Source organism: Paraburkholderia sp. BR14312 (genome assembly GCF_040948675.1).
Taxonomy (GTDB): domain Bacteria; phylum Pseudomonadota; class Gammaproteobacteria; order Burkholderiales; family Burkholderiaceae; genus Paraburkholderia; species Paraburkholderia nodosa_A.
The window spans coordinates 32228-53887 of the sequence record NZ_JBFPKI010000014.1 but is presented as its reverse complement, the minus strand read 5'-3'; the positions used below and the strand labels follow the sequence as shown (position 1 = coordinate 53887).

21 protein-coding genes are annotated in these 21660 nt (G+C 66.7%); 19 read left to right on the top strand and 2 right to left on the bottom strand.

Annotated features, from left to right (window positions below; all coding sequences use genetic code 11):
* The first annotated feature begins 184 nt into the window (after nt 1–184).
* The 3 genes from AB3X98_RS32990 (at nt 185) to AB3X98_RS32980 (ending at nt 2078) form a co-directional block, all read left to right on the top strand.
* Nucleotides 185–535, top strand: coding sequence for a hypothetical protein (locus tag AB3X98_RS32990; RefSeq protein ID WP_342949494.1), 351 nt, complete (start codon nt 185–187; stop codon nt 533–535).
* Nucleotides 532–966: a CHRD domain-containing protein gene (locus AB3X98_RS32985; RefSeq protein WP_069269154.1), complete on the top strand. Its 435-nt coding sequence runs from the start codon at nt 532–534 to the stop codon at nt 964–966. Before AB3X98_RS32990 ends, AB3X98_RS32985 begins: the two co-directional genes overlap by 4 nt.
* A 143-nt stretch (nt 967–1109) precedes the next feature.
* Nucleotides 1110–2078 (top strand): alpha/beta hydrolase, encoded by a 969-nt coding sequence (locus tag AB3X98_RS32980; protein WP_368605875.1) that lies wholly within the window; start codon nt 1110–1112, stop codon nt 2076–2078.
* Here the strand turns inward: AB3X98_RS32980 and AB3X98_RS32975 are convergent.
* Nucleotides 2048–2923, bottom strand: coding sequence for an EcsC family protein (locus AB3X98_RS32975; protein ID WP_342949492.1), 876 nt, complete (start codon nt 2921–2923; stop codon nt 2048–2050). The two genes, AB3X98_RS32980 and AB3X98_RS32975, sit on opposite strands and share 31 nt — an antisense overlap.
* 123 nt (nt 2924–3046) lie before the next feature.
* Here AB3X98_RS32975 and AB3X98_RS32970 point away from each other — a divergent pair, with 123 nt between their 5' ends.
* Nucleotides 3047–4642, top strand: a complete 1596-nt coding sequence (locus AB3X98_RS32970; RefSeq protein WP_368605876.1) for an MDR family MFS transporter — start codon at nt 3047–3049, stop codon at nt 4640–4642.
* A gap of 74 nt (nt 4643–4716) precedes the next feature.
* Nucleotides 4717–5193 (top strand): MarR family transcriptional regulator, encoded by a 477-nt coding sequence (locus AB3X98_RS32965; RefSeq protein WP_342949490.1) that lies wholly within the window; start codon nt 4717–4719, stop codon nt 5191–5193.
* A gap of 23 nt (nt 5194–5216) precedes the next feature.
* Here AB3X98_RS32965 and AB3X98_RS32960 read toward each other — a convergent pair whose 3' ends face one another.
* Nucleotides 5217–6497 carry an amino acid deaminase gene (locus AB3X98_RS32960; protein ID WP_368605877.1) on the bottom strand — a complete coding sequence of 427 codons (1281 nt, stop codon included), beginning with the start codon at nt 6495–6497 and terminating at the stop codon, nt 5217–5219.
* Nucleotides 6498–6624: 127 nt separating this feature from the next.
* Between AB3X98_RS32960 and AB3X98_RS32955 the strand changes: the two genes are divergently transcribed.
* From AB3X98_RS32955 to pyrF, 14 genes are all read left to right on the top strand, one after another.
* Entirely contained in the window at nt 6625–7557 is a 933-nt protein-coding gene (locus AB3X98_RS32955; protein WP_368605878.1) for a MurR/RpiR family transcriptional regulator, read from the top strand.
* A 34-nt stretch (nt 7558–7591) separates the two neighbouring features.
* Nucleotides 7592–9073, top strand: a complete 1482-nt coding sequence (locus tag AB3X98_RS32950; protein WP_069269147.1) for an amidohydrolase family protein — start codon at nt 7592–7594, stop codon at nt 9071–9073.
* Nucleotides 9074–9157: 84 nt separating this feature from the next.
* Nucleotides 9158–9547, top strand: a complete 390-nt coding sequence (locus AB3X98_RS32945) for a RidA family protein (RefSeq protein WP_069269146.1) — start codon at nt 9158–9160, stop codon at nt 9545–9547.
* A 500-nt stretch (nt 9548–10047) separates the two neighbouring features.
* On the top strand, nt 10048–10995 hold the full coding sequence (locus AB3X98_RS32940; protein ID WP_368605879.1) for an IclR family transcriptional regulator: 948 nt from the start codon (nt 10048–10050) through the stop codon (nt 10993–10995).
* Nucleotides 10992–12017 carry a 2-dehydro-3-deoxygalactonokinase gene (locus AB3X98_RS32935; protein WP_368605880.1) on the top strand — a complete coding sequence of 342 codons (1026 nt, stop codon included), beginning with the start codon at nt 10992–10994 and terminating at the stop codon, nt 12015–12017. The genes AB3X98_RS32940 and AB3X98_RS32935 overlap by 4 nt, the downstream gene beginning before the upstream one ends.
* 89 nt (nt 12018–12106) lie before the next feature.
* A complete protein-coding gene (locus AB3X98_RS32930) occupies nt 12107–12784 on the top strand; it encodes a 2-dehydro-3-deoxy-6-phosphogalactonate aldolase (RefSeq protein ID WP_368610373.1) in 678 nt (225 codons plus the stop codon).
* Nucleotides 12781–13560: an SDR family oxidoreductase gene (locus AB3X98_RS32925; protein WP_368605698.1), complete on the top strand. Its 780-nt coding sequence runs from the start codon at nt 12781–12783 to the stop codon at nt 13558–13560. The genes AB3X98_RS32930 and AB3X98_RS32925 overlap by 4 nt, the downstream gene beginning before the upstream one ends.
* Nucleotides 13561–13712: 152 nt before the next feature.
* Nucleotides 13713–14714, top strand: a complete 1002-nt coding sequence (locus AB3X98_RS32920) for an arabinose ABC transporter substrate-binding protein (RefSeq protein ID WP_069269141.1) — start codon at nt 13713–13715, stop codon at nt 14712–14714.
* Nucleotides 14715–14819: 105 nt separating this feature from the next.
* Entirely contained in the window at nt 14820–16331 is a 1512-nt protein-coding gene (gene araG / locus AB3X98_RS32915; RefSeq protein ID WP_069269140.1) for an L-arabinose ABC transporter ATP-binding protein AraG, read from the top strand.
* A 23-nt stretch (nt 16332–16354) separates the two neighbouring features.
* Nucleotides 16355–17383, top strand: coding sequence for an L-arabinose ABC transporter permease AraH (araH, locus tag AB3X98_RS32910; protein ID WP_342949485.1), 1029 nt, complete (start codon nt 16355–16357; stop codon nt 17381–17383).
* Between the two features lie 33 nt (nt 17384–17416).
* Nucleotides 17417–18229, top strand: coding sequence for an SDR family NAD(P)-dependent oxidoreductase (locus AB3X98_RS32905; RefSeq protein WP_368605697.1), 813 nt, complete (start codon nt 17417–17419; stop codon nt 18227–18229).
* Nucleotides 18226–19146, top strand: coding sequence for an SMP-30/gluconolactonase/LRE family protein (locus tag AB3X98_RS32900; protein ID WP_368605696.1), 921 nt, complete (start codon nt 18226–18228; stop codon nt 19144–19146). Before AB3X98_RS32905 ends, AB3X98_RS32900 begins: the two co-directional genes overlap by 4 nt.
* Nucleotides 19147–19563: 417 nt before the next feature.
* Complete coding sequence (locus tag AB3X98_RS32895) at nt 19564–20640, top strand: aldose 1-epimerase (protein ID WP_368605695.1); 1077 nt, start codon at nt 19564–19566, stop codon at nt 20638–20640.
* 175 nt (nt 20641–20815) lie between these two features.
* On the top strand, nt 20816–21631 hold the full coding sequence (pyrF, locus tag AB3X98_RS32890) for an orotidine-5'-phosphate decarboxylase (RefSeq protein WP_368605694.1): 816 nt from the start codon (nt 20816–20818) through the stop codon (nt 21629–21631).
* The last annotated feature ends 29 nt before the right edge of the window (nt 21632–21660 follow it).

Below are 21660 nucleotides of genomic sequence, written 5' to 3'. Positions count from 1 at the left end.
AAAAAAACGCGGCCGAAGCCGCGTTCAAGCTTGGAGACCCTTCGATGAAGAGTCACTTCTCGCACTGGGTAGCTTAGACGCCGTGCGACGAGAAATCGAGACAATTTCGATCAATTAACTATTACAGGAAGTGCAGGTAATCGCGCTTGCTGCCGCGGTGTCATGGCGGCGAAATGGTTCGACCGTGAAATCGATGAACGAGCGTGTTTTTGCCGGAACGTGCGCGTTGTCAAATGGTGGTTCGTCAAACGATGGCGCCAAGACACTTCGCTATGCAAATCAATTCGGTGTTGCGTCCATGCACCTCGAACGGTTCTTCGCCATCGCTTCCAGGCATTCGGTGGCAATACCCGATGGCAGGAAGGGAGTACCTGGGTTGCAAGGCGTCGCTTGCGGCGCATTTTTTATTGCACGCAGCTTACGTTGGGCCGACATCGGCGCAGCGGACGCGCCCAGCCGATTTGCTCTAGCATGTGAGAGCGCGGTTTTGCGCCTTCTGGCGCAGCGCGCCACAAAAACAGGAGAAATTCCATGAATTTGCTTCGTCCGCTGCAGCTCGCTCTCGCTCTGTGTGTCCTTGCCTCCAGCGCCGCGTATGCCGACACCGTTGCCCTTAAGGCCGATCTCGAACCGTCCAGCGAAGTCCCGCCGCGCGTGAGCCAGGGTCACGGCATGCTCAACGCCACCTTCGACACGTCCACGAAAACGCTGAACTGGACGATCACCTATGAAGGCCTCTCCGGCCCGGCTGCCGCCGCGCACTTCCACGGCCCGGCGCCGGTCGGACAGAACGCCAACGTGCAGGTACCGATTCCGAAGGGCGAACTGGCGAGTCCGATCAAGGGCTCCGCCACGCTCAACGAGCAGCAGGTCACCCAGCTGATGGGCGGACAGTGGTATTTCAACATTCATACGGCGCAGAACCCGTCAGGCGAGATTCGCGGTCAGGTGCTGCCCGCCAATTGACCGGCCCTCGATCGTTCGCCTCACTCTCCGCACCGTGCGCGCCGCGCATTCCCGCGATCGAAGTCTGATTGCGGGACGCCATCGACCGACCGCCGCCGAGTGCTGGTCGAGGCCAGTTTGAGGGCTGCGGAGGGGCTGAGCCGATGAGCTGGCAAAGCAGGCTGATCTGCAGGTTCTTGCGCCGCACCTTCCGGCCGCAAACGCGCAAGTCGATCAACGTCGCGCGCGTGCGCATGCTGACGGCGAGGCGCATCTGGACGCCGGGCGTGCCGAGCGGCTGGCGCCTGCGCGAGCAGTACGACGCCTCCGATGTTCCGATGCGCGGCGAGTGGCTCTTCCGCGAGCGCTCGCCCGCGCATCGCACGCTCCTTTATCTGCATGGCGGCGGCTACTACTTCTGCTCGCCGCGTTCGCAGCGCGCGATCTCGTTCGGTCTGGGCAAGCGCGCCGGCGCCGACGTCTTCTCGCTCGACTATCGCCTCGCGCCCGAGCATCCTTTTCCCGCCGCGCTCGAGGACGCAATGGCCGCGTACCGCCATTTGCTGGCGCAAGGAACGCAGCCCGGCTCGATCGTGATTGGCGGCGATTCGGCTGGCGGCGGACTTGCGCTTGCGACGCTCGTCGCCTTGCGCGACGCAGGCGACGCGCTTCCCGCCGGCGCCGTGCTCTTTTCACCGTGGACCGATCTTGCGGCGACGGGCGCTTCGATACGCGAGAACGACGGGCGCGATCCCATGTTCAGCGGCGCGGTATTCGAGCGCATCGCGCCGTTTTACCTCGGCGCGGCCAGTGCGACCGATCCCTACGTGTCGCCGCTGTATGCCGACTTTCGCGGCTTGCCGCCGCTCAGCCTCTTCGTGGGCAGCTCCGAAACGCTGCTCGATGACACGCGCCGCGTCGCCGAGCGCGCGCGCGCCGACGGTGTGTCGGTGGAGTGCGAGATTGCCAGCGGCATGCCGCATATCTGGCCGATCTATGCGCCGTTCATGCCCGAAGCGCGCCGCACGCTCGACGTCGCCGCGCGCTTCGTGCGCCGCGTGACGCCCGTGCCGGCGCGCGGCGACGAGAAACCGCAGCCGCCTCAATCGAGCGAGACATCGATCGCGTCATAGGCCGCGTGCACGGCGGCTTCGCCGTAGCGGCGCTCGAGCCGGCGCACGGTGAAGTGCCCATGCGCCACCTGCTGGAAATGATCGATGAACACGGTGTTGACCATGGCGCCGAGCACCGCGCCGATGGCGGGTATCGATTTCGCCGCGACCTGCTCGCTCACCTGCACGGAGAAGCGCGCGGCCACGGTCTGCATGAGCTTGAGGAGCGCGGTTGAGCCGTGTGCGGCGAAGCCCTTCGTTGCCATTTCCGACGACGCCGCCGATACCGCCTTCGCGAGCGCGCCGCGCGCGATGAAATAGCCGAAGTCGGCCTCGTCGTCGGCGGCCGAGCGGCCGCCCATGCCGAACACGGTCAGACATTGCAGCTGCGTGTCGGTGCTGGCCAGATTCTCGCCTTCGCTACGCGCGATGTCGCAGATCGAGCGAAACATCAGCGTGGTGGTGACGGGCAGCTCGACCGGCAGCGCGAACAGGCCGAACGCGCCGCCTGCCGCGCCCGTGGTCGCCACCGCGAACTTGTGCAGCAGGTTGCTCGGCTTCGCGCTCGTGCGCGCTTGGGCCGTGGAGAGGGCGCTTTGCTTGCCGAGCGTCTTCAGCGCGAGCTGCAGACACTTGCGCAGCGCGGCTTGCGTCGCCTCGGTCACCTTGTCGTTCGCGACGCCGGGTAGCCGCGCGATCAGCTTTTCTACCGGCGCACCCACGATCGCTGCGAGCTTCATGCCGAGTGGCGGCGTTTCGAGCTCATGTTTGGCGCGCCGCAGCGCGTCGAGATCGGCCTCTGTGAAGGCCGCGATGGCGCCCGTGCGGGCCGGATCTGCGGCGGTCGGTTCGGTCGTGGGTTCCATGGCGCTCCCGGATTTTCAGCGACGACGGCGAGGGCATCGCCGCCGTTCGACGCCCCAGTGTAGTGGATCGGACCGTGCTATGATGGTCGATCTTTGACGCGTCAACCGTTGCTGGATCAAAAAATGGCCGTTCATACCGCCGCCCACCATTCGAGCGGGCAGGTTCTGCCGTTCCGGGAGTCGCTGCTCGCGATGCTCGGCGTCTCGTTCGTGACGATGCTCGTCGCGCTCGATCAGACCGTCGTCGGCACCGCGCTGCCGACCATCGTCGCCGAACTGCGCGGCTTCGAGCTTTATGCGTGGGTCGCCACATCCTATCTGCTCACCTCGGTCATCACTGTCCCCATTTTCGGGCGGCTCGGCGACTATTACGGGCGCAAGCCGTTCGTGATCGCGTCGATCGTCGTCTTCACCGCCGCATCCGTGCTGTGCGGCGCGGCCAACAGCATGCTGTTCCTCGTGATCGCGCGCGGGCTGCAAGGCATCGGCGGCGGTATGCTGGTCGGCACGGCGTTCGCCTGCATTCCCGATCTCTTCCCCGACTCGGTCGTGCGCCTGCGCTGGCAGGTGCTCATGAGTTCCGCATTCGGTATCGCCAACGCGGTCGGGCCGTCGCTCGGCGGCTTTCTCACGCAGTACTACGGCTGGCGTTCCGTGTTTTACGTGAATCTGCCCGTTGGCCTGCTTTCGCTGTTTTTCGTCTGGAAGTATCTGCCGCATCTGCGCCACGTCGCGCACGAGGCGCGCATGCGGCTCGACTGGCCAGGTGCGCTCCTCATCGCGGTCGCGCTCGGCAGCCTGCAACTTTTCGTGGAACGTCTGCCGGGGCGCGGTCTCACCGCTTCGGCCATCGGCCTGCTCGCCCTCGCGCTGGCGGCTGGCTGGGTGCTCTGGCAATGGGAGCGGCGCTGCCCGCAAGCCATCCTGCCCGTCGACATGTTCCGCAACGCGAGCCTGAATGCGCTTTTCACGCTCGCCGTGCTGGGCGGCTTCACGATGTTTTCGTTGCTCTTCTACGCGCCGCTCCTGTTCCAGGGCGGCTTCGGCATGACGCCGAAGGAAGCGGGCGTCGTCATCACGCCGCTCGTGGTGTTCATCACGATCGGCAGTATCGCGAACGGGCGCATCGTCTCGCGCATCCGCAACCCGAGCCTGATGCTCTACATCGGCTTCGCAATGCTCGCAGTGGCCTGCTTCGCCGTTGCGCTCGCCACCCGCAACACGCCGCGCGGCCTGCTCATGACGTTCATGATCGTGGCTGGCATCGGCTTGGGCTTCGTCATGCCGAACCTCACGGTGTTCGCGCAGCAGACCGCTGGGCGCGAGCATCTGGGCATCGCCACCGCGCTGTTGCAGTCGCTGCGGATGATCGGCGGCATGATCGGCACGGCGCTCACCGGCACGATGGTCACGCAGCTCTACTCGAGCGGCGTGCAACGCGCGCTGGATGCCGACCACGCCACGCACTGGCTGCCGCAGCTCGCCGACCCGCAGATCCTCATCAACCGCGACGCGCAGGCTTCACTGATCGCCGATCTCGCGCACGCCGGGCATAATGGCGCGCCGCTGCTCGAAGCCGCGCGCGAGGCCCTCGTGGGCGCGATTCACCTGGGCATTGCCGTGGCGGCGGCGATCGCGGTGGTGTCGATCTGGCAAACCCGGCGCGTGCCGCCCGTCAAGCTGCAGCGCAAGTTGGAGCCCGTGATTCACGCGGATTGAGACGTTCCGCCCCTGGCGGGCACCGGCACGGACCCGGCAAACGCGCGGCGATGATGCCGGCAGGAAGACAAAGCATGGAAATTCAGGATCGCATCGCCGTCATGCAGCAGTTTGGTCGGACCTACCGGACGTTCATGTCGGCGTTCGAGGCGCAGGTCGGCCATCCGCTGCCGCGCTGGCGCATTCTGCTCGCGCTTTACGAGCAGGACGGCGAGTCGTCGCAAAAGCGGCTCGTCGAGCGGCTGCGTGTCGACCCGGGCGCGCTCACGCGCCAATTGAAAGCGCTGGAGGCGCTCGGCTGGATCGCGCGCCGCGCCGACGAGCGCGACAACCGCATCACCAACGTGACGCTGACCGACGCCGGCCGCGCCGTGACCGAAGAGGGGCTGCCGCGCCGCAACGCGTTCCTGGACGTGACGATGTCGCTGCCCGACGATGCGCTCGCGGCGCTGTCGAGCGCGTTGGGGATGATGGAGGCGCGCATCGGCGAGGCCGCTATGGCGGCGGCCGCGCTCGCGCAGGCTCCGCAGGCCGAGCCCGAAGCGGGCTGAGCCTGCACCGATGCGCGCCGCGCTCAGAAGAACGTTTCGATCACTTCCGTCACGCGATATTTCGCATCGACCATCAGCACCTGACGCCACTTGTCGAACGTGAGGCAGGGGTGCGAGATATCGAACGCGATCATGTCGCCGACCTTGAGGTCCGCGCCCGCTGGAATCTTCAGGTAGGCGTGCTGATCCATCATCTGGAACACTTCCCAGCCTTCGCTTGCCGCCACTTCGCGCGGCGCGCCGCCGTTCGCGGGGCGATAGTGGCGCGACGGCTCCGGAAAGCCCGCGTCGAACGCGGCGTCGCGCTTGCCGAAGCCGATGATGGCGCGGCCGGGCTCCGGAATCGACTGCACATAGGCCCAGAGCTGTAGCGCGGGCAGCAGTGCCACGCCCATTTCGCGCGCCACGGGGTTGCGCGTGAGGATCTGCGACTGAGCCTGCTTGTAGACACCCACGTCGTGCGTCACGTAGCAGCCGGGGCGCAGCACCACGTCGATCGCGCCCGCCTGCGTGGCGGGCGCGAACTCTTCCGCGACGATGTCGTACCAGGCCGAGCCCGCGCCCGAAAGCAGCGCGGGCGTGCGCGCGAAGCGGCCCGCGGCGGCCAGTTCCTGGGTGACGTTCAGCGCGTCGCGCAGGAAGGTGCGCACTTCGCTTTCTTCCTTGAGGATGCCCTCGTAGATTTCCACGCCCGCCAGCTTGAGCGAGTCGGGATAGCGCGCGATTGCCGCGAGTACGGCGTTGCGCGTGTCGGTGTCGCGCACGCCCGTGCGGCCGCGCGGCACGCCCAGTTCGAGCAGCACCTGCAGCGTGCGGCCCGCTGCGCGGAAGAACTCGCCCAGATGCTCCACGCCTTCGACCGAATCGACGAGGCAGAAGAACTCGAAGGTCGCGTCGCTGAGCAGTTCGGCGATGATCGCCATGTTGCGGCGGCCCACGAGCTGGTTCGCCATCAGCACGCGCGAGATGCCGCCGCGGTAGGCGGCGCGCGTCTGGTGCGCCGTGGCGAGCGTGATACCCCACGCGCCGGTGTCGATCTGGCGGCGAAAGAGCTGCGGCGCCATCGTCGTCTTGCCGTGCGGCGCGAGCTTCACGCCATAGCGCGTGACGAAGTCCTGCATCCACTTGAGGTTGTGCTCGACGCGGTCGGCATACAGAACCGCAGCGGGCAGGCTCACGTCCTCTTCGAGTAAATTCCATTCGAGGCGCCCGGCGTCCCCGAGCGGCACGCTCGCGCCCGGTACGTTGCCAAGGCCCTTGCTGTTCGGGTCGATCGTTGCACTCTGATAGTTTGTAACTTTCATTTCCCTTCGCTCCATATGCTTCATGCGGCTCCGCTACACCGGCATCTTCAGGACCGGCGTTGACTCGGAGATAGTACACAAAGTAACATCGCTTCGTGAATTGTTATTTATTAACAGACTCCCTGCAATGAACACCGCCGCCGATCCGGCCCGCTTCGACATCGTCGCGCGTATCGCGCAATGCGTGCCCGAATTGCGTCCCGCCGAGCGCGACGTGGCTGCGCTCATTCTCGACGATCTTGCCAGCGCCGCGCGGGCGAGCATCGGTGAGCTGGCGCAGCGCGCGGGCGTGAGCATCGCCTCCGTCACGCGCTTTGCGAAGGCGGTGGGCTGCCACGACGTGCGCGAACTCAAGCTGCGGCTCGCCCAGGCGGCCGCCGTGGGCGATCGCTTCCTGCGCGGTGCGGCAACTGGCGCTTCCGAAGGCGCGGGCAAGCCGCGCGCCGCCGACGCGAACGGCGAAGCCGAACCGCTCGCCACGCGCGTCTACGACGAAATTCACACGGCGCTCGCGCGCAACCACGAGCTGCTGTGCCAGGCGCCGTTTGCGCAAGCCGCCGCGGCGCTGGCGCAGGCCCGCATGATCTACGTGTTCGGCATGGGCGGCGGCTCGAGTGCGCTCGCCGACGAAATGCGCTTTCGCCTCGTGCGCCTGGGCCGCCCGGTGGCTTCGTACCAGGACAGCCTGCTGCAGCGCATGGTGGCGAGCACGCTTTCGCCCGAAGACGTCGTCGTCGCGCTTTCCGTAACAGGGCGCGTGCCCGAACTCGTCGACGCGTGCCGCATCGCGCGCGACTACGGCGCGAAGCTCGTCGCGCTCACCGCGCCGGCTTCGCCGCTCGCTGCGCTCGCCGACTGGCTCGTGCCGATCGTCGCGAGCGAGACCGATTTCATCTACAAGCCGTCGTCGTCGCGTTACGCGATGATGATGGCACTCGACGTGCTCGTGACCGAACTGGCGCTCGCGCAACCCGAAGAAAGCCGCGAGTTGCTGCGCCGCATGAAACACACGCTGGACGCGCATCGCGGCGGCGGCGAACGCCAGCCGCTCGGTGACTGAGCGTCCACCCAAGAGCCATCCTGAGGAGACGCGTATGCATTCGCACCCCGAAGCCGCCGACACGCTGATCGTCGGCGCGATGCTGTATGACGGCACCGGCGCGCCGCCCGTCGAGCGCGACGTGGCGTTGCGCGACGGACGCATCGTCGCGATCGGCAACCTGTCGAACTGGCTCGCGGAAGAGGTGATCGAGGCCAATGGGCGCGCGCTCGCGCCCGGTTTCATCGACGTCCATACGCACGACGACACGCACGTGATCCGCGCGCCGCAAATGCTGCCCAAGATCAGCCAGGGCGTGACGACGGTGGTGGTCGGCAACTGCGGGATCAGCGCCTCGCCGGTGACGTTAAAGGGCGATCCGCCAGACCCGATGAACCTGCTCGGCGAGCGCGACGCGTTCAGCTATCCGACGTTCTCCGCGTACGTCGACGCCGTCAACGCGGCGCGACCCGCCGTGAACGTCGGCGCGTTGATTGGCCATACGGCGCTGCGCAACAACCACATGAACGACCTGAAGCGCGCCGCCACCGGCGACGAGATCGCGGCGATGCGCGCGCAGCTCGAAGACGCGCTCGCGCACGGCGCGCTCGGCCTTTCCACGGGCCTCGCGTACGGCTCGGCCTTCGAGGCTTCGACCGAAGAGGTCGCCTCGCTTGCCCAGCCGCTCGCCGCCGCCGGCGCGCTCTACACGACGCACATGCGCACGGAGTTCGACGCGATTCTCGAAGCGATGAACGAGGCGTACCACATCGGCCAGCATGCGCGCGTGCCGGTGGTGATCTCGCATCTGAAGTGCGCGGGGCCCACCAACTGGGGGCGCAGCACGGAGGTGCTCGCGTCGCTCGAAAGCGCGCGCAAGTATCAGCCGGTCGGGTGCGACTGCTATCCGTATAGCCGCAGCTCGTCGACGCTGGATCTCAAGCAGGTGACGGGCGACATCGACATCACCATCACGTGGTCCACGCCGCACCCGGAGCAGGCGGGCAAGCTCATCAAGGACATCGCGGCCGGGTGGGGCGTGTCGCAGCAGGAAGCGGGCAAGCGTCTGCAGCCGGCGGGCGCCGTGTACCACAACATGTCCGAAGACGACGTGCGCCGCATTCTTTCGCATCCGGCCACGATGGTCGGCTCGGATGGACTGCCCAACGATCCGCTGCCGCATCCGCGCCTGTGGGGCGCATTTCCGCGCGTGCTCGGCCATTACGCGCGCGACGCGGCCTTGCTGCCGCTCGAAGAAGCGGTGCGCAAGATGACGGGCCTTTCGGCACGGCGCTTCGGCCTTTCGCAGCGCGGCGAGGTGCATGTGGGCTGGCACGCCGACCTCGTGCTGTTCGACCCGACGCGCGTGCGCGATGCGGCGACGTTCGAGAAGCCGCAGCAGGTGGCCGAGGGCATCGACGCGGTATGGGTGAACGGCGTGCTTTCGTATCGCGACGGGCAACCCACGGGCGAGCGCGCGGGCCACTTCGTCGCGCGCGGCAAACGCGAGGCGCAGGCCGAGGCAATGGCCTTCTAAACCGGCTTTATCTATCGAATTTCGACCCCCGGCGTACGCGGCCCAAAAAGCTGCGCGCGCCGCACGATCTCAAAGGAGCAAACGATGAAACGAATTGGAGCGGAAGGCGGCAAGGGCCAGGGCGGACAGCATCTGCCGTTCGCGCGCGCCGTGGAAGCCGACGGCTGGCTGTACGTCTCGGGCCAAACGCCGATGGAAGGCGGCGAAGTGATCAGCGGCGGGATCGTCGAGCAGTCGCACAAGGCCATCCAGAATCTTTTCGCGATCCTGAAGGAAGCGGGCTATGGCGCGGAGCACGTGGTGCGCTGCGGCGTGTGGCTCGACGACGCGCGTGACTTCACCTCGTTCAACAAGGTGTTCCGCGAGTACTTCGGCGAGCATCCGCCCGCACGCGCCTGTGTGCAGTCGAGCATGGTGGTGGACTGCAAGGTCGAAGTCGACTGCGTGGCTTACAAGGCGCCGGCGGGGAAGTAAGGGCGCGGCTGTTGGCGAGCGATACGCGAAAGCCTCATTGAGTGCCGCACGAAACGGCTGCCGGAATCATCCGGCAGCCGTTTTTTCTTGCTGGTCATGCCGACGGGCTTTTCCGTGCTGAGTTCTGTCCCTCATTAGGCATTCGGCAGATGGCACTCCCATGTGTCCATTTTCCCAATATATGAGCGACCCAATCACATATTGGAGAACTCGAAAAAACCTGCCTACAATCAGTCCATCCGATAAGCCGCGACTGTCACAGCGCGGCAGACATCGTCGGCAGACCCAGATAAATCCGGCGCACGCGTAACACGCGGAGCGAACCGGACCGCAAAGGAGACGTTCGCCATGCTTCAGCCAGCGCTTTGCGCGGCCACGCGCCGCCCGCCGCTACCTGTCCGAGTCCCGGCCGCCCGCGCGGCGGGTCGTCTCCCGAAGCACGGTTCGCGCGCCGCCTGACGGCACGCGCCTTTCGATCGTCTCTTTTCATCGCCCTCGCCATGAACAAAGCGATGTCTTCCACACTCGCCGCGAATCTCCCCGACGAGGCCGCGCCCGCAAAAAACGCCGCGGCAACCTCCGCGCAAGCGCAGCCGAAAGCCCGCCCCGCCGCCGATGAAATCGGCGTCGCGAGCACGTTGCTCGACGGCTCGATGCAGCAGGCCGGCACCCAGACGCTCCTGCGCGGCCTCGCGATCCTCGAAGCGGCCGCCGCCGGCGTACGCGACCTGCGCTCGTTCGGCGCGGTGCTCGGCACGACGCGCAGCACCACGCACCGTCTCGTTTCGAGCCTCGTGCAGGCGCGCTATCTGCGCCAGGTGCAGGGCGGCTACCTGCTCGGGCCGAAGCTCATCGAACTCGGCACCATCGCACTCGAGCAGATGCCGCTCACGGCCGTTGCGCGCCCGCATCTGCAGGCGCTCGCCGACGAAACGCTCGACACCATCCACCTCGGCGTGCGCGACGGCGACGACGTGCTGTACATCGACAAGATTCCCGGCCAGCGGGGCCTCGAAATGCGCTCGCGGGTGGGGCACCGCATGCCGCTCGCGTCGACGGGCATCGGCAAGGCGATGATGCTCGACCTCGCGCCGCAATCGTGGCGCGACCTGTTCGACGCTTCGCGCCGCACGCTCGCCGGCGTGAGCTTCCGTCCCGATCACAGCCTCGAACCCGATACCTTCCTCAAGCGCATGGCGACTTATTCGGCGGGCGGGTACACGTTCGATCTGGAGGAGAACGAAATTTCGATCCGCTGCGTGGCGGCGCCCGTGCGCGACGCTTCCGGCGCGATCGTGGCGGCGCTTTCCGTGGCGAGCACGATTCCCTACATGCCGCTCGAGCGCATGGACGAACTGATTCCCGTCGTGCAGCGCGAGGCACGCGCGATTTCGCAGGAACTGGGCTGGCGCGCGCCGCAGCCCACCACGCGCAGGATTCGTCGATGAAAGCACGCGAGAAGCCTGTAAGCGGCGCGGCGATCGATGCCGGCGACGCCGCGATCGCTCGCGAAGCCGCGCTCATCGCGCTCGACTGGGGCACGACCTCGCTGCGTGCGTATCTGTTCGATGCGGCGGGCCAGGTGATCGCCACGCGCGTTTCGACGGCGGGAATCATGAACCTGCCCGTGCCCGCCGAAGAAGGCGGCTTCGACGCCGCCTTCGACGAAGCGTGCGGCGTGTGGCTCGCGCAAGCCCCCTCGCTGCCCGTGCTGGCCGCGGGGATGGTCGGCAGCGCCCAGGGCTGGGTGCAGGCACCGTATGTCGAAACGCCCGCGAGCGCTCAGGCGCTGGTGGCCGGCATCGTGCGCGTGCGCGCCGCATGCGGCGCCGAAGTCGCCGTGGTCCCGGGCGTGCTGGAGCCGGGTGCGCTGCCCAACGTGATGCGCGGCGAGGAAACGCAAATCTTTGGCGCGCTCGGCGCAGCGGGTGACGACGCCGAGCCGCAAACGGCGCTAGTCGGACTGCCCGGCACGCACGCGAAATGGGTGGTGGTGGAGGGCGAGCGCATTGCGCGCTTCTATACCTTCATGACGGGTGAGGTCTACGCGGCGCTGTGCGCGCATACGATCCTCGGCCGCACGATGAAGCATCCCGTCGAGCCCGACACCGCGGCGTTTCTGCGCGGCGTGAGCGTGGCGCGCGAGCAGGGCTGCGTGGGACTGCTGGCCACCGCGTTCAGCACGCGCACGCTCGGCCTCACGGCCCAGCTCGCCGCCGACGAGCAGCCCGACTATCTCTCGGGCCTCGTGATCGGCCATGAGCTGGCGGGCCTCGAAGCGGCGCTGGCGCGGCGCGACGTGGCGCTCGCCGGCTGCGCGCCGCAGCTGATCGGCGCCGAGGCGCTGAGCGAGCGTTACCGCATGGCGCTTGCCGCATTCGGATGCAGCGGCGCGCATCTCGTGCGCCAGGCGACCGAACACGGGCTTTGGCGCATCGCCGTGCAGGCCGGCCTCGTCACGCCGCGCTAAGTGCGCGCCGATGGGCCGATGAATCGAACCCGCTGAACCGAACCAGACACGAAGCCAGGCAACAGGAAGCCAGGCAACAGGAAGCCGACATGGAACCCGAACTGAATCTGCCCGCCCCGTACATGCCGCACGCCGGCTTCGTCGCCGCGTTCGGCGCCTGCGGCATGGTCGCGATCGTGCGCGGCATCAAGCCCGCCGAGGCCGCCGAGCATGGCCGCGCGCTCTACGACGCGGGCTTCCGATTGATCGAGGTGCCGCTCAATTCGCCGCAGCCGCTCGACAGCATCGCGGCATTGCGCGAGGCGCTGCCCGACGACGCGATGATCGGCGCAGGCACCGTACTCACCACCGAGCGCGTGCGCGACGTGCGGGAAGCGGGCGGCGAACTGATCGTGATGCCACACGCCGACACCGACGTGATCCTCGCCGCCAAGCTCCAGGGCCTCGCGTGCGTGCCCGGCGTCGCCACGCCGACCGAAGCGTTCGCGGCGCTCAAGCACGGCGCCGACGCGCTCAAGATGTTCCCCGCCGAGCAGCTCGGCCCGGCTGTGACGAAGGCATGGCGCGCCGTGATTCCGTCGATCGTGCCGCTGCTGCCCGTGGGCGGCGTGAAGCCGGACAACATGGGCCCGCAGCTGGCCGCGGGCGCGAGCGGCTTCGGCCTCGGCTCCGCGCTCTACAAGCCGGGCCAGGACGCGGCGGCCACGCGTGCGAACGCACTGGCCTTCATCGAAGGCTGGAAAGCTGCGCGAGGAGCGCAAAAGTGAATCGCCTCGCGGGCAAGGTCGCGCTCATAACCGGCGCCGGACGCGGCATCGGCGCGGCGATCGCGCGCGCGTTCGCGGCCGAGGGCGCCGCCGTCGTGCTCGCGGAGCTCGATGGCGCGACGGCCGGTGCAACGGCGCGCGAGATTGCGAACGCATATGAAGGCGCGCGAACGCTCGCCGTGCAAACCGACGTGACGCAGCCCGCCTCGGTGCGCGCCGCCGTGCAAGAAGCGCAACGCGCGTTCGGCCCGGTCGACGTGCTCGTGAACAACGCCGGCATCAACGTGTTCGCCGACCCGCTCACGATGACCGACGACGACTGGCGCCGCTGCTTCGCCGTCGATCTGGACGGCGTGTGGAACGGCTGCCGCGCGGTGCTGCCGGGCATGGTCGAGCGGTGTGCGGGCAGCATCATCAACATCGCCTCGACGCACGCGTTCCAGATCATTCCGGGCTGCTTCCCTTACCCGGTGGCGAAGCACGGCGTCATCGGGCTCACGCGCGCACTCGGCATCGAGTACGCGCCGAAGAACGTGCGCGTGAACGCCATCGCGCCGGGTTACATCGAAACGCAGCTCACGCACGACTGGTGGAACGCGCAGCCCGACCCGGAAGCCGCGCGCAAGGCGACGCTCGAGTTGCCGCCGATGAAACGCATTGGCCGACCGGAGGAAGTCGCGATGACGGCGGTGTTCCTCGCCTCGGACGAAGCGCCGTTCATCAACGCAAGCTGTATCACGATCGATGGCGGCCGCACGGCGCTCCATCACGAATGAGCGCGTTGAAAAAGTAATTCGCAGCACGATGGAAAACGAGCTTGGAACGAATGTGCAGGAATCCGCCGAGGCGCTGGCCGCGCGCATCGACGGGTAAAAGAAGAGGCGGCCGATACCCTTCCCGTGACTGAAGAAGACAGGAGACTAGCAACATGCAACGACGCATCTTTCTGACGCTGGTGGCTGCAGCCGCCACTGCCATGTTCGCGCAAGCGCCCGTCGCGCAGGCCGCCGACCAGGTGAAGATCGGCTTCCTCGTGAAGCAGCCCGAAGAGCCGTGGTTCCAGGACGAATGGAAGTTCGCGGAAGCGGCCGCGAAGGAGAAGGGCTTCACGCTGGTGAAGATCGGCGCGCCCTCGGGTGAGAAGGTGATGAGCGCGATCGACAACCTGGCCGCACAAAAGGCGCAGGGCTTCATCATCTGCACGCCTGACGTGAAGCTCGGACCGGGCATCGTCGCCAAGGCGAAGGCCGACAAGCTCAAGATGATGACGGTAGACGACCGTCTCGTCGACGGCGCGGGCAAGCCGATCGAGTCGGTGCCGCACATGGGCATCTCGGCGTACAACATCGGCAAGCAGGTGGGCGACGGCATCGCCGCCGAGATCAAGAAGCGCGGCTGGGACATGAAGGACGTCGGCGCCATCGACGTGACCTACGAGCAGTTGCCGACGGCGCATGACCGCACGTCGGGCGCGACCGACGCGCTCGTGGCCGCGGGCTTCCCGAAGGCGAACATCGTCCAGGCGCCGCAAGCGAAGACCGACACGGAAAACGCCTTCAACGCCGCCAACATCGCGCTCACCAAGAACCCGCAGTACAAGCACTGGGTGGCATACGGCCTGAACGACGAAGCCGTGCTCGGCGCCGTGCGCGCAGCGGAAGGCCGCGGCTTCAAGGCCGACAACATGATCGGCATCGGCATCGGCGGTTCGGACTCGGCGCTCAACGAGTTCAAGAAGCCGCAGCCGACGGGCTTCTATGGCACCGTCATCATCAGCCCGAAGCGCCACGGCGAGGAAACCTCGGACCTGATGTACTCGTGGATCACGCAAGGCAAGGAACCGCCGCTGCTCACGCTGACGACCGGCATGCTGGCCACGCGCGACAACGTGGAGAGCGTGCGTCAGCAGATGGGTCTCGCGTCGAAGTAAGCGCTGGATAGTAGTGGTTTAGGGTGTTTCCCGCTGCGGGGCGGCCAGCAGGCCCGAAAGGCATGAAGGCCGCGCCCGCAGCGTATCGAATGAGAGGAAACCGAAGTGTCAGCGACACTGCGTTTTGACAATATCGGCAAGGTGTTCCCAGGCGTGCGCGCGCTCGACGGCGTGTCGTTCGAGGTGAATGCAGGGGAAGTCCATGGCCTGATGGGCGAGAACGGGGCGGGCAAGTCCACGCTTCTCAAGATTCTCGGCGGCGAGTATCAGCCCGATTCCGGCCGCATCCTGATGGACGGCAACGAGGTGCACTTCGCCGATGCGGCGGCCTCGATCGGCGCGGGCATCGCGGTGATTCACCAGGAACTGCAGTACGTGCCCGACCTGACCGTCGCGGAAAACCTGCTGCTCGGCGCGTTGCCCAATGCGCTCGGCTGGGTGAAGCGCGGCGAGGCGCGCAAGTTCGTGCGCGAACGCCTTGCCGCGATGGGCGTCGATCTCGATCCGGCCGCGAAACTGCGCAAGCTCTCGATCGCGCAGCGCCAGATGGTGGAAATCTGCAAGGCGCTGCTGCGCAACGCGCGCGTGATCGCGCTCGACGAGCCGACCAGCTCGCTCTCGCACCGCGAGACCGAAGTGCTGTTCAAGCTCGTGCGCGAGCTGCGGGCCGACAATCGCGCGCTCATCTACATCTCGCACCGCATGGACGAGATCTACGAGCTGTGCAATGCCTGCACGATCTTCCGTGACGGCCGCAAGGTCGCCTCGCACGAGAAGCTCGAAGCGGTGAAGCGCGAAACGCTCGTGGCCGAAATGGTGGGCCGCGAGATCAGCGACATCTACAACTATTCGCCGCGCGAGCACGGCAACGTGCGTTTCGCCGTACGCGGCGTGCAAGGGCATCCGCTCAACGAAGCGGCGAGCTTCGAGGTGAAGTCGGGCGAGATCGTCGGCTTCTTCGGGCTCGTGGGCGCGGGGCGCAGCGAGCTGATGCAGCTCATCTACGGCACGCACAAGCGGCGCGCGGGCGAGATCGAGCTGGACGGCAAGACCATTCGCGTGAAAAGCGCGAGCGACGCGATTCGCCACGGCATCGTGCTGTGCCCGGAAGACCGCAAGGAGCAGGGCATCGTTGCGATGGCGACGGTGTCGGAGAACATCAACATCAGCTGCCGTCGCCATTTTTTGCGCGCGGGCATGTTCCTCGACCGCAAGAAGGAAGCGGAAACGGCGGACCGCTTCATCAAGCTGCTGAAGATCAAGACGCCGAGCCGCCGCCAGAAAATCCGCTTTCTCTCGGGCGGCAACCAGCAGAAAGCGATTCTTTCGCGCTGGCTCGCCGAGCCCGACCTGAAGGTCGTGATTCTCGACGAACCGACGCGCGGCATCGACGTCGGCGCGAAGCATGAAATCTATAACGTGATCTACCAGCTCGCCGCGCGCGGCTGCGCGATCGTGATGGTGTCGTCGGAGTTGCCGGAAGTGCTCGGCGTGTCGGATCGCATCGTGGTGATGCGCGAAGGCCGCATTTCGGGCGAGTTGCCGCGCAGCGCGGCGAGCGAACACGCGGTGCTTGACCTCGCGCTGCCCAAGCGCACGCAGGCCAAGGCTGCATGAGTGGATGGGGAGGAGTGACTGAAATGCAAGCAAGAGAAAACCTGGCGGCGGAGTCTGCCAACAGTGCCGCCAAGAGCGTCGCCGACGCGCTGATTCCGAGTCCCACCGACAAGCAGAAGTGGTGGCAGCAGATCACCGAGTACAGCCTGATCGTGATCTTCGCGGTCATGTTCATCGTGATGTCGCTGACCGTCGATCACTTCTTCTCGATCGAGAACATGCTCGGCCTCGCACTGTCGGTCTCGCAGATCGGCATGGTGGCCTGCACGATGATGTTCTGTCTCGCGTCGCGCGACTTCGACCTTTCCGTGGGCTCGATCGTCGCGTTCGCGGGCGTGCTCTGTGCGATGGTGCTCAACGCGACGAACAACACGTTCATCGCCATCGTCGCCGCTGTTGCGGCGGGTGCCGCGATCGGCTTCGTGAATGGCGCGGTGATCGCGTATCTGCGCATCAACGCGCTGATCACCACGCTCGCCACGATGGAAATCGTGCGCGGCCTCGGCTTCATCGCCTCGCACGGCCAGGCCGTGGGCGTGTCGTCGGACACGTTCATCGCCATGGGCACGGCCTCGCTCTTCGGCGTGCAACTGCCGATCTGGGTCACGCTCGTCTGCTTCATCGTGTTCGGCGTGATGCTCAATCAGACGGTGTACGGGCGCAATACGCTCGCCATCGGCGGAAATCCGGAAGCGTCGCGTCTCGCCGGTATCAAGGTCGAGCGCACGCGCGTGTGGATCTTCCTGATCCAGGGCGCGGTCACGGCGCTCGCGGGCGTGATTCTCGCCTCGCGTATCACGTCGGGTCAGCCGAATGCGGCCGAAGGCTTCGAGCTGAACGTGATTTCGGCGTGCGTGCTGGGCGGCGTGTCGCTGCTGGGCGGCCGCGCGACCATCTCGGGCGTGGTGATCGGCGTGCTGATCATGGGTACGGTCGAAAACGTCATGAACCTGCTCAACATCGACGCGTTCTACCAGTACCTCGTGCGCGGCGCGATCCTGCTCGCGGCGGTGCTGCTCGACCAGCTCAAGAATCGCGGCGCTCGCGATTGAGTTCGCTGACAGTTTCATAAGGAAACCAAAACGATGTCGTCCAACGCAAATTCGCCCGCTAACGCGCTCGCGCGCCACGCGCACGAAAACTACGCGCGCTATCCGAGCCTGACCGACCGCGTGGTGCTGATCACGGGCGGCGCGACCGGCATCGGCGCGTCGTTCGTCGAGCACTTCGCCGCGCAGGGCGCACGCGTGGCGTTCTTCGACATCGACGCGAGCGCGGGCCAGGCGCTCGCCGACGAACTCGGCGATTCGCGCCACAAGCCGCTCTTCGCCAACGTCGATCTCGCCGATATCTCGGCGTTGCGCGCCGCCATCGCCGATGTGAAGGCGGCGTTCGGGCCGATTCAGGTGCTCGTGAACAACGCGGCCAACGACAAACGCCACACGCTGGCCGAAGTCACGCCGGAGTCGTTCGACGCCGGCGTGGCCGTGAACCTGCGCCATCAGCTATTCGCCGCGCAGGCGGTGGCCCAGGACATGAAGGCCGCACGCGCGGGCTCGATCATCAATCTGGGCTCGATCAGCTGGATGCTCAAGCAGTCGGAAATGCCGGTCTATACGATGAGCAAGTCGGCGGTGCAGGGTCTCACGCGCGGTCTCGCGAGAGACCTCGGCCCGTACGGCATCCGCGTGAATTCGCTCGTGCCGGGGTGGGTGATGACCGAGAAGCAGCGGCGCCTGTGGCTCACCGACGAAGGCCGCGAGTCCATCAAGCGCGGCCAGTGCATCGACGCGGAGCTGCTGCCCGCAGACCTCGCGCGCATGGCGCTCTTCCTCGGCGCCGACGACAGCCGCATGATCACGTCGCAGGACATCGTCGTTGACGGAGGCTGGGCATGAGCGCAAAGGAAAGCGCTTCGAACGAAGCGGTGGCCGAACTGCTCGTCCACGCGAAATGCGAGCTGGGCGAAGGCGCGACGTGGTGCGCGCGCAGCGGCCGGCTCTACTGGGTCGATATTTCGGGCAAAAGCCTGCAACGCTACGACGCGAATGCGTCCGGCGCCAAACACGTCACGTGGGAGATGCCCGAGCGCCTCGCGTGCTTCGCGCTGTGCGAAGACGAGCGCACGCTGCTCCTCGGCCTCGCTTCGCAGCTGGCGTTCTTCGACCTGGAGACGGGCGCGATTGAAACCATCGTCGAAGTCGAACCCGGCGTGCCGACGCGCCTGAACGACGGACGCTGCGACCGCCAGGGCCGCTTCGTATTCGGCACGAAATACGAAGGAACGCCGAGGCAGGCGATCGGCGGTTTCTATCGCCTGAACCACGATCTCACGCTCGAACGTCTGCCGCTGCCCGCGCCCGCGATCTCGAACAGCATCGCGTTCAGCCCGGACGGATCGACCATGTATTACTGCGACACGCTCACGCGCGAGATTCGCGCGTGCGACTACGGCGCAGACGGAACGATTGCAAACGAGCGCACTTTCGTCACGCTCACCGACGACACCGGCGTGCCGGACGGCTCGACCGTCGACGCGCAAGGCGGCCTCTGGAACGCGCAGTGGGGCGGCGAGCGCGTGGTGCGTTATGGCGCCGATGGCGTCGAAACCGAACGCGTAAAGATTCCCACAGCGCAGCCAAGCTGCGTTACGCTCGGCGGTGCGCTTCTGGACACGCTTTATGTCACGAGCGCGCGCGAGGAAATGGAGGCGGAGGCCCTCGCGCGCGAGCCGCATGCGGGCGGCGTGTTTTCGGTTCGAATTGGCCGCCAGGGCCTTGAAGAACCGCGGTTTCAGAGGCGCAGGCGCGCTTGAGTCCGGGGTATCGGGCGCTTGCACAAAGGCGCGCGTGGATTTTCATCAGACGATACATGCGCACGCATAGTGCGAAGCGCCGCTGCGGGCAGGCGGCATGAAGAGACGGCCAGTCGTTGTAGTTCGGCAACAGATGCAGTCGATCGATAGTGTGCAGTTGGCTTTGCCAGTACCACTAGAAGGGCGAACACAAGAAGCGGCCACAGGCCCGCGCATAGGCGCGGTGTCGACAGGCCACCGGTGAGCCGCCTTTTGCGGCGGCAATCAAACATGCCTCTCGAGGAGCATCTTATGAACGTCGCGAATTCCGCTGTGCGTCGACCTACCCGTTCCACCGTTTCCGCAGGCGCCGCTGCTGCAAGCGCGTCGCCCACCGCTACCTCCGCTCCGTCTGTGTCACCGGTTGTGTCACCGGTCGTGTCACCAGCGGCCGCCGCGCGCCGCGCGCGGCTCGAAGCCGCCACGCATCCGGTTTTGCCGGGGCCGAGCACCTCCGCGGTTGCGATCGGCGCGGCGGGCTCGAGCGACGTGGCGTGCGTGACGCTCGCGAACGCGTATCTGAGGCTCGACGTCGCGCCCCAACTGGGCGGCGGAATCACGCGATTCGACTGGCGCAGCGAAGGCGCGTTCGAGCCCGTGTTTCGTCGTTGCGAGCGCGTGAGCGCGCGCATGGACCCGAACGAACTCGCGTGCTACCCGCTGCTGCCGTACTCGAACCGCATCGGCGCAGGGCGTTTTCACTTTGGCGGCCGCGATATCGAAGTGCCGCGCAATCGCGCTAGCGAACCGCTGCCGATCCATGGTGACGGCTGGCTCGCGCCCTGGAGCATCGAAAGCGCCGATCGCGAGAACGTGCGCCTCGTGCTCGACCGCAGCGATGGCGAGCCGTATTCGTACCGCGCGGCGCTCACCTATGCGCTCGACGGTGCGACGCTCGCGATGACGCTGGAAGTGGAGAATACGGGCCGCGAGGCGCTGCCGTTCGGCCTTGGCGTGCATCCGTTTCTTGCGCGCGACACGAGCACCGAGCTGTCGGCCCCGGCGAGCGGCCTGTGGCTCTCGGGCCAGGACTGGCTGCCGGTGCGCCATGTGCCCGCGCCGCCCGCTTGGCAGTTCGGCGTGGCCTATCCGCTGCCTGCGCAACTCGTCAATCATGCGTTCAGCGGCTGGAGCGGACGCGCGGCGGTGGTGTGGGAGCGCCGCAGGCTCTCGCTCTCGATTTGCGCGAACACCGACTACTACGTGCTCTACACGCCTCCCGGCGCAGACTTCTTCTGCTTCGAACCCGTCGATCATCCGATCAACGCCGTGAATCTGACTGGCGGCGGCGATGCGCACGGCATGACCGTGCTCGCGCACGGCGAGCGGCTCGTGCGGCGCTTTTCCTTCACCGTGGAGCGCATGGACATGCGCGCGTCAGCGAGCCCGCACCGCGCCGGCGCGCGCGGCCGCACGGGCGCGAGAGGCGGGAAGGGCCCGCGCGCACGGACCTAAGATGGTCGTGAGTTGGGCGTAGCGCGCGTCGACCACGCGCGCTACGCACTCGCGGCGATTCATCTCGCGGAAGCGCCGGCCGCAGGCCGATTCGGGCGCCGCGGCGCGGCCTCATCTTCCGGGGCGGGTAAAATACGCGCCGTTTTCCCTTATTGGCTCGCCGCGAGCAACCACCATGACTTCCTTCATCCAGACCCTCGGCGCCGCGTGGCAGCGCACCGGCTCGCTGTTGTGCGTGGGCCTCGACCCTGAGCCCACGAAGTTTCCCGCCGCGCTGGCCGGCCGCAGCGACGCGATCTTCGAGTTTTGCCGCGAGATCGTCGACGCCACCGCGGCATACGCGTGCTCGTTCAAGCCGCAGATCGCCTACTTCGCCGCGCACCGCGCCGAAGACCAGCTCGAAGCGCTGATCGCGCACATCCACGAGAAGCACCCGGGCCTGCCCGTGATCCTCGACGCCAAGCGCGGCGATATCGGCAGTACCGCCGAGCAGTACGCGCGCGAGGCCTTCGAGCGCTTCAAGGCAGACGCAGTCACGGTCAACCCGTATATGGGCTTCGATTCGATCGAGCCGTGGCTCGCGCATAAGGGCAAGGGCGTGATCGTGCTGTGCCGTACGTCGAACCCCGGCGGCTCGGACCTGCAGTTCCTCGAGACCGGCGGCAAGCCGCTGTATCAGGTGGTGGCGGACCTTGCCGCGAACAAATGGAACGCGAGCGGCGAACTCGGCCTCGTGGTGGGCGCGACGTTCCCGAAGGAAATCGAAACCGTGCGCGGCATCGTAGGCGACATGCCGCTGCTGATTCCCGGCATCGGCGCGCAGGGCGGCGACGTCGAGGCGACCGTGAAGGCGGGCCGCACGGCGAACGGCACGGGCATGCTCATCAACTCGTCGCGCGCGATCATCTACGCGAGCAAGGGCGAGGACTACGCGCAGGCGGCTGCAACGGCCGCGAAAGAAACGCGCGACCGGATCAACGCGTATCGTTGAGACGGGTTTCCGCGGTGACAGGTAGACGC

Excerpts from the sequence above, each read along its gene's own strand:
- AB3X98_RS32900 (WP_368605696.1), top strand. The coding sequence starts at position 18,226 with ATGAGCGCAAAGGAAAGCGCTTCGAACGAAGCGGTGGCCGAACTGCTC.
- AB3X98_RS32945 (WP_069269146.1), top strand. The coding sequence starts at position 9,158 with ATGAAACGAATTGGAGCGGAAGGCGGCAAGGGCCAGGGCGGACAGCAT.
- AB3X98_RS32940 (WP_368605879.1), top strand. The coding sequence starts at position 10,048 with ATGAACAAAGCGATGTCTTCCACACTCGCCGCGAATCTCCCCGACGAG.
- AB3X98_RS32905 (WP_368605697.1), top strand. The coding sequence starts at position 17,417 with ATGTCGTCCAACGCAAATTCGCCCGCTAACGCGCTCGCGCGCCACGCG.
- AB3X98_RS32950 (WP_069269147.1), top strand. The coding sequence starts at position 7,592 with ATGCATTCGCACCCCGAAGCCGCCGACACGCTGATCGTCGGCGCGATG.
- AB3X98_RS32960 (WP_368605877.1), bottom strand. The coding sequence starts at position 6,497 with ATGAAAGTTACAAACTATCAGAGTGCAACGATCGACCCGAACAGCAAG.
- AB3X98_RS32985 (WP_069269154.1), top strand. The coding sequence starts at position 532 with ATGAATTTGCTTCGTCCGCTGCAGCTCGCTCTCGCTCTGTGTGTCCTT.
- AB3X98_RS32920 (WP_069269141.1), top strand. The coding sequence starts at position 13,713 with ATGCAACGACGCATCTTTCTGACGCTGGTGGCTGCAGCCGCCACTGCC.
- araH (WP_342949485.1), top strand. The coding sequence starts at position 16,355 with ATGCAAGCAAGAGAAAACCTGGCGGCGGAGTCTGCCAACAGTGCCGCC.
- AB3X98_RS32970 (WP_368605876.1), top strand. The coding sequence starts at position 3,047 with ATGGCCGTTCATACCGCCGCCCACCATTCGAGCGGGCAGGTTCTGCCG.
- pyrF (WP_368605694.1), top strand. The coding sequence starts at position 20,816 with ATGACTTCCTTCATCCAGACCCTCGGCGCCGCGTGGCAGCGCACCGGC.
- AB3X98_RS32930 (WP_368610373.1), top strand. The coding sequence starts at position 12,107 with ATGGAACCCGAACTGAATCTGCCCGCCCCGTACATGCCGCACGCCGGC.
- AB3X98_RS32980 (WP_368605875.1), top strand. The coding sequence starts at position 1,110 with ATGAGCTGGCAAAGCAGGCTGATCTGCAGGTTCTTGCGCCGCACCTTC.
- AB3X98_RS32975 (WP_342949492.1), bottom strand. The coding sequence starts at position 2,923 with ATGGAACCCACGACCGAACCGACCGCCGCAGATCCGGCCCGCACGGGC.
- AB3X98_RS32935 (WP_368605880.1), top strand. The coding sequence starts at position 10,992 with ATGAAAGCACGCGAGAAGCCTGTAAGCGGCGCGGCGATCGATGCCGGC.
- AB3X98_RS32955 (WP_368605878.1), top strand. The coding sequence starts at position 6,625 with ATGAACACCGCCGCCGATCCGGCCCGCTTCGACATCGTCGCGCGTATC.
- AB3X98_RS32965 (WP_342949490.1), top strand. The coding sequence starts at position 4,717 with ATGGAAATTCAGGATCGCATCGCCGTCATGCAGCAGTTTGGTCGGACC.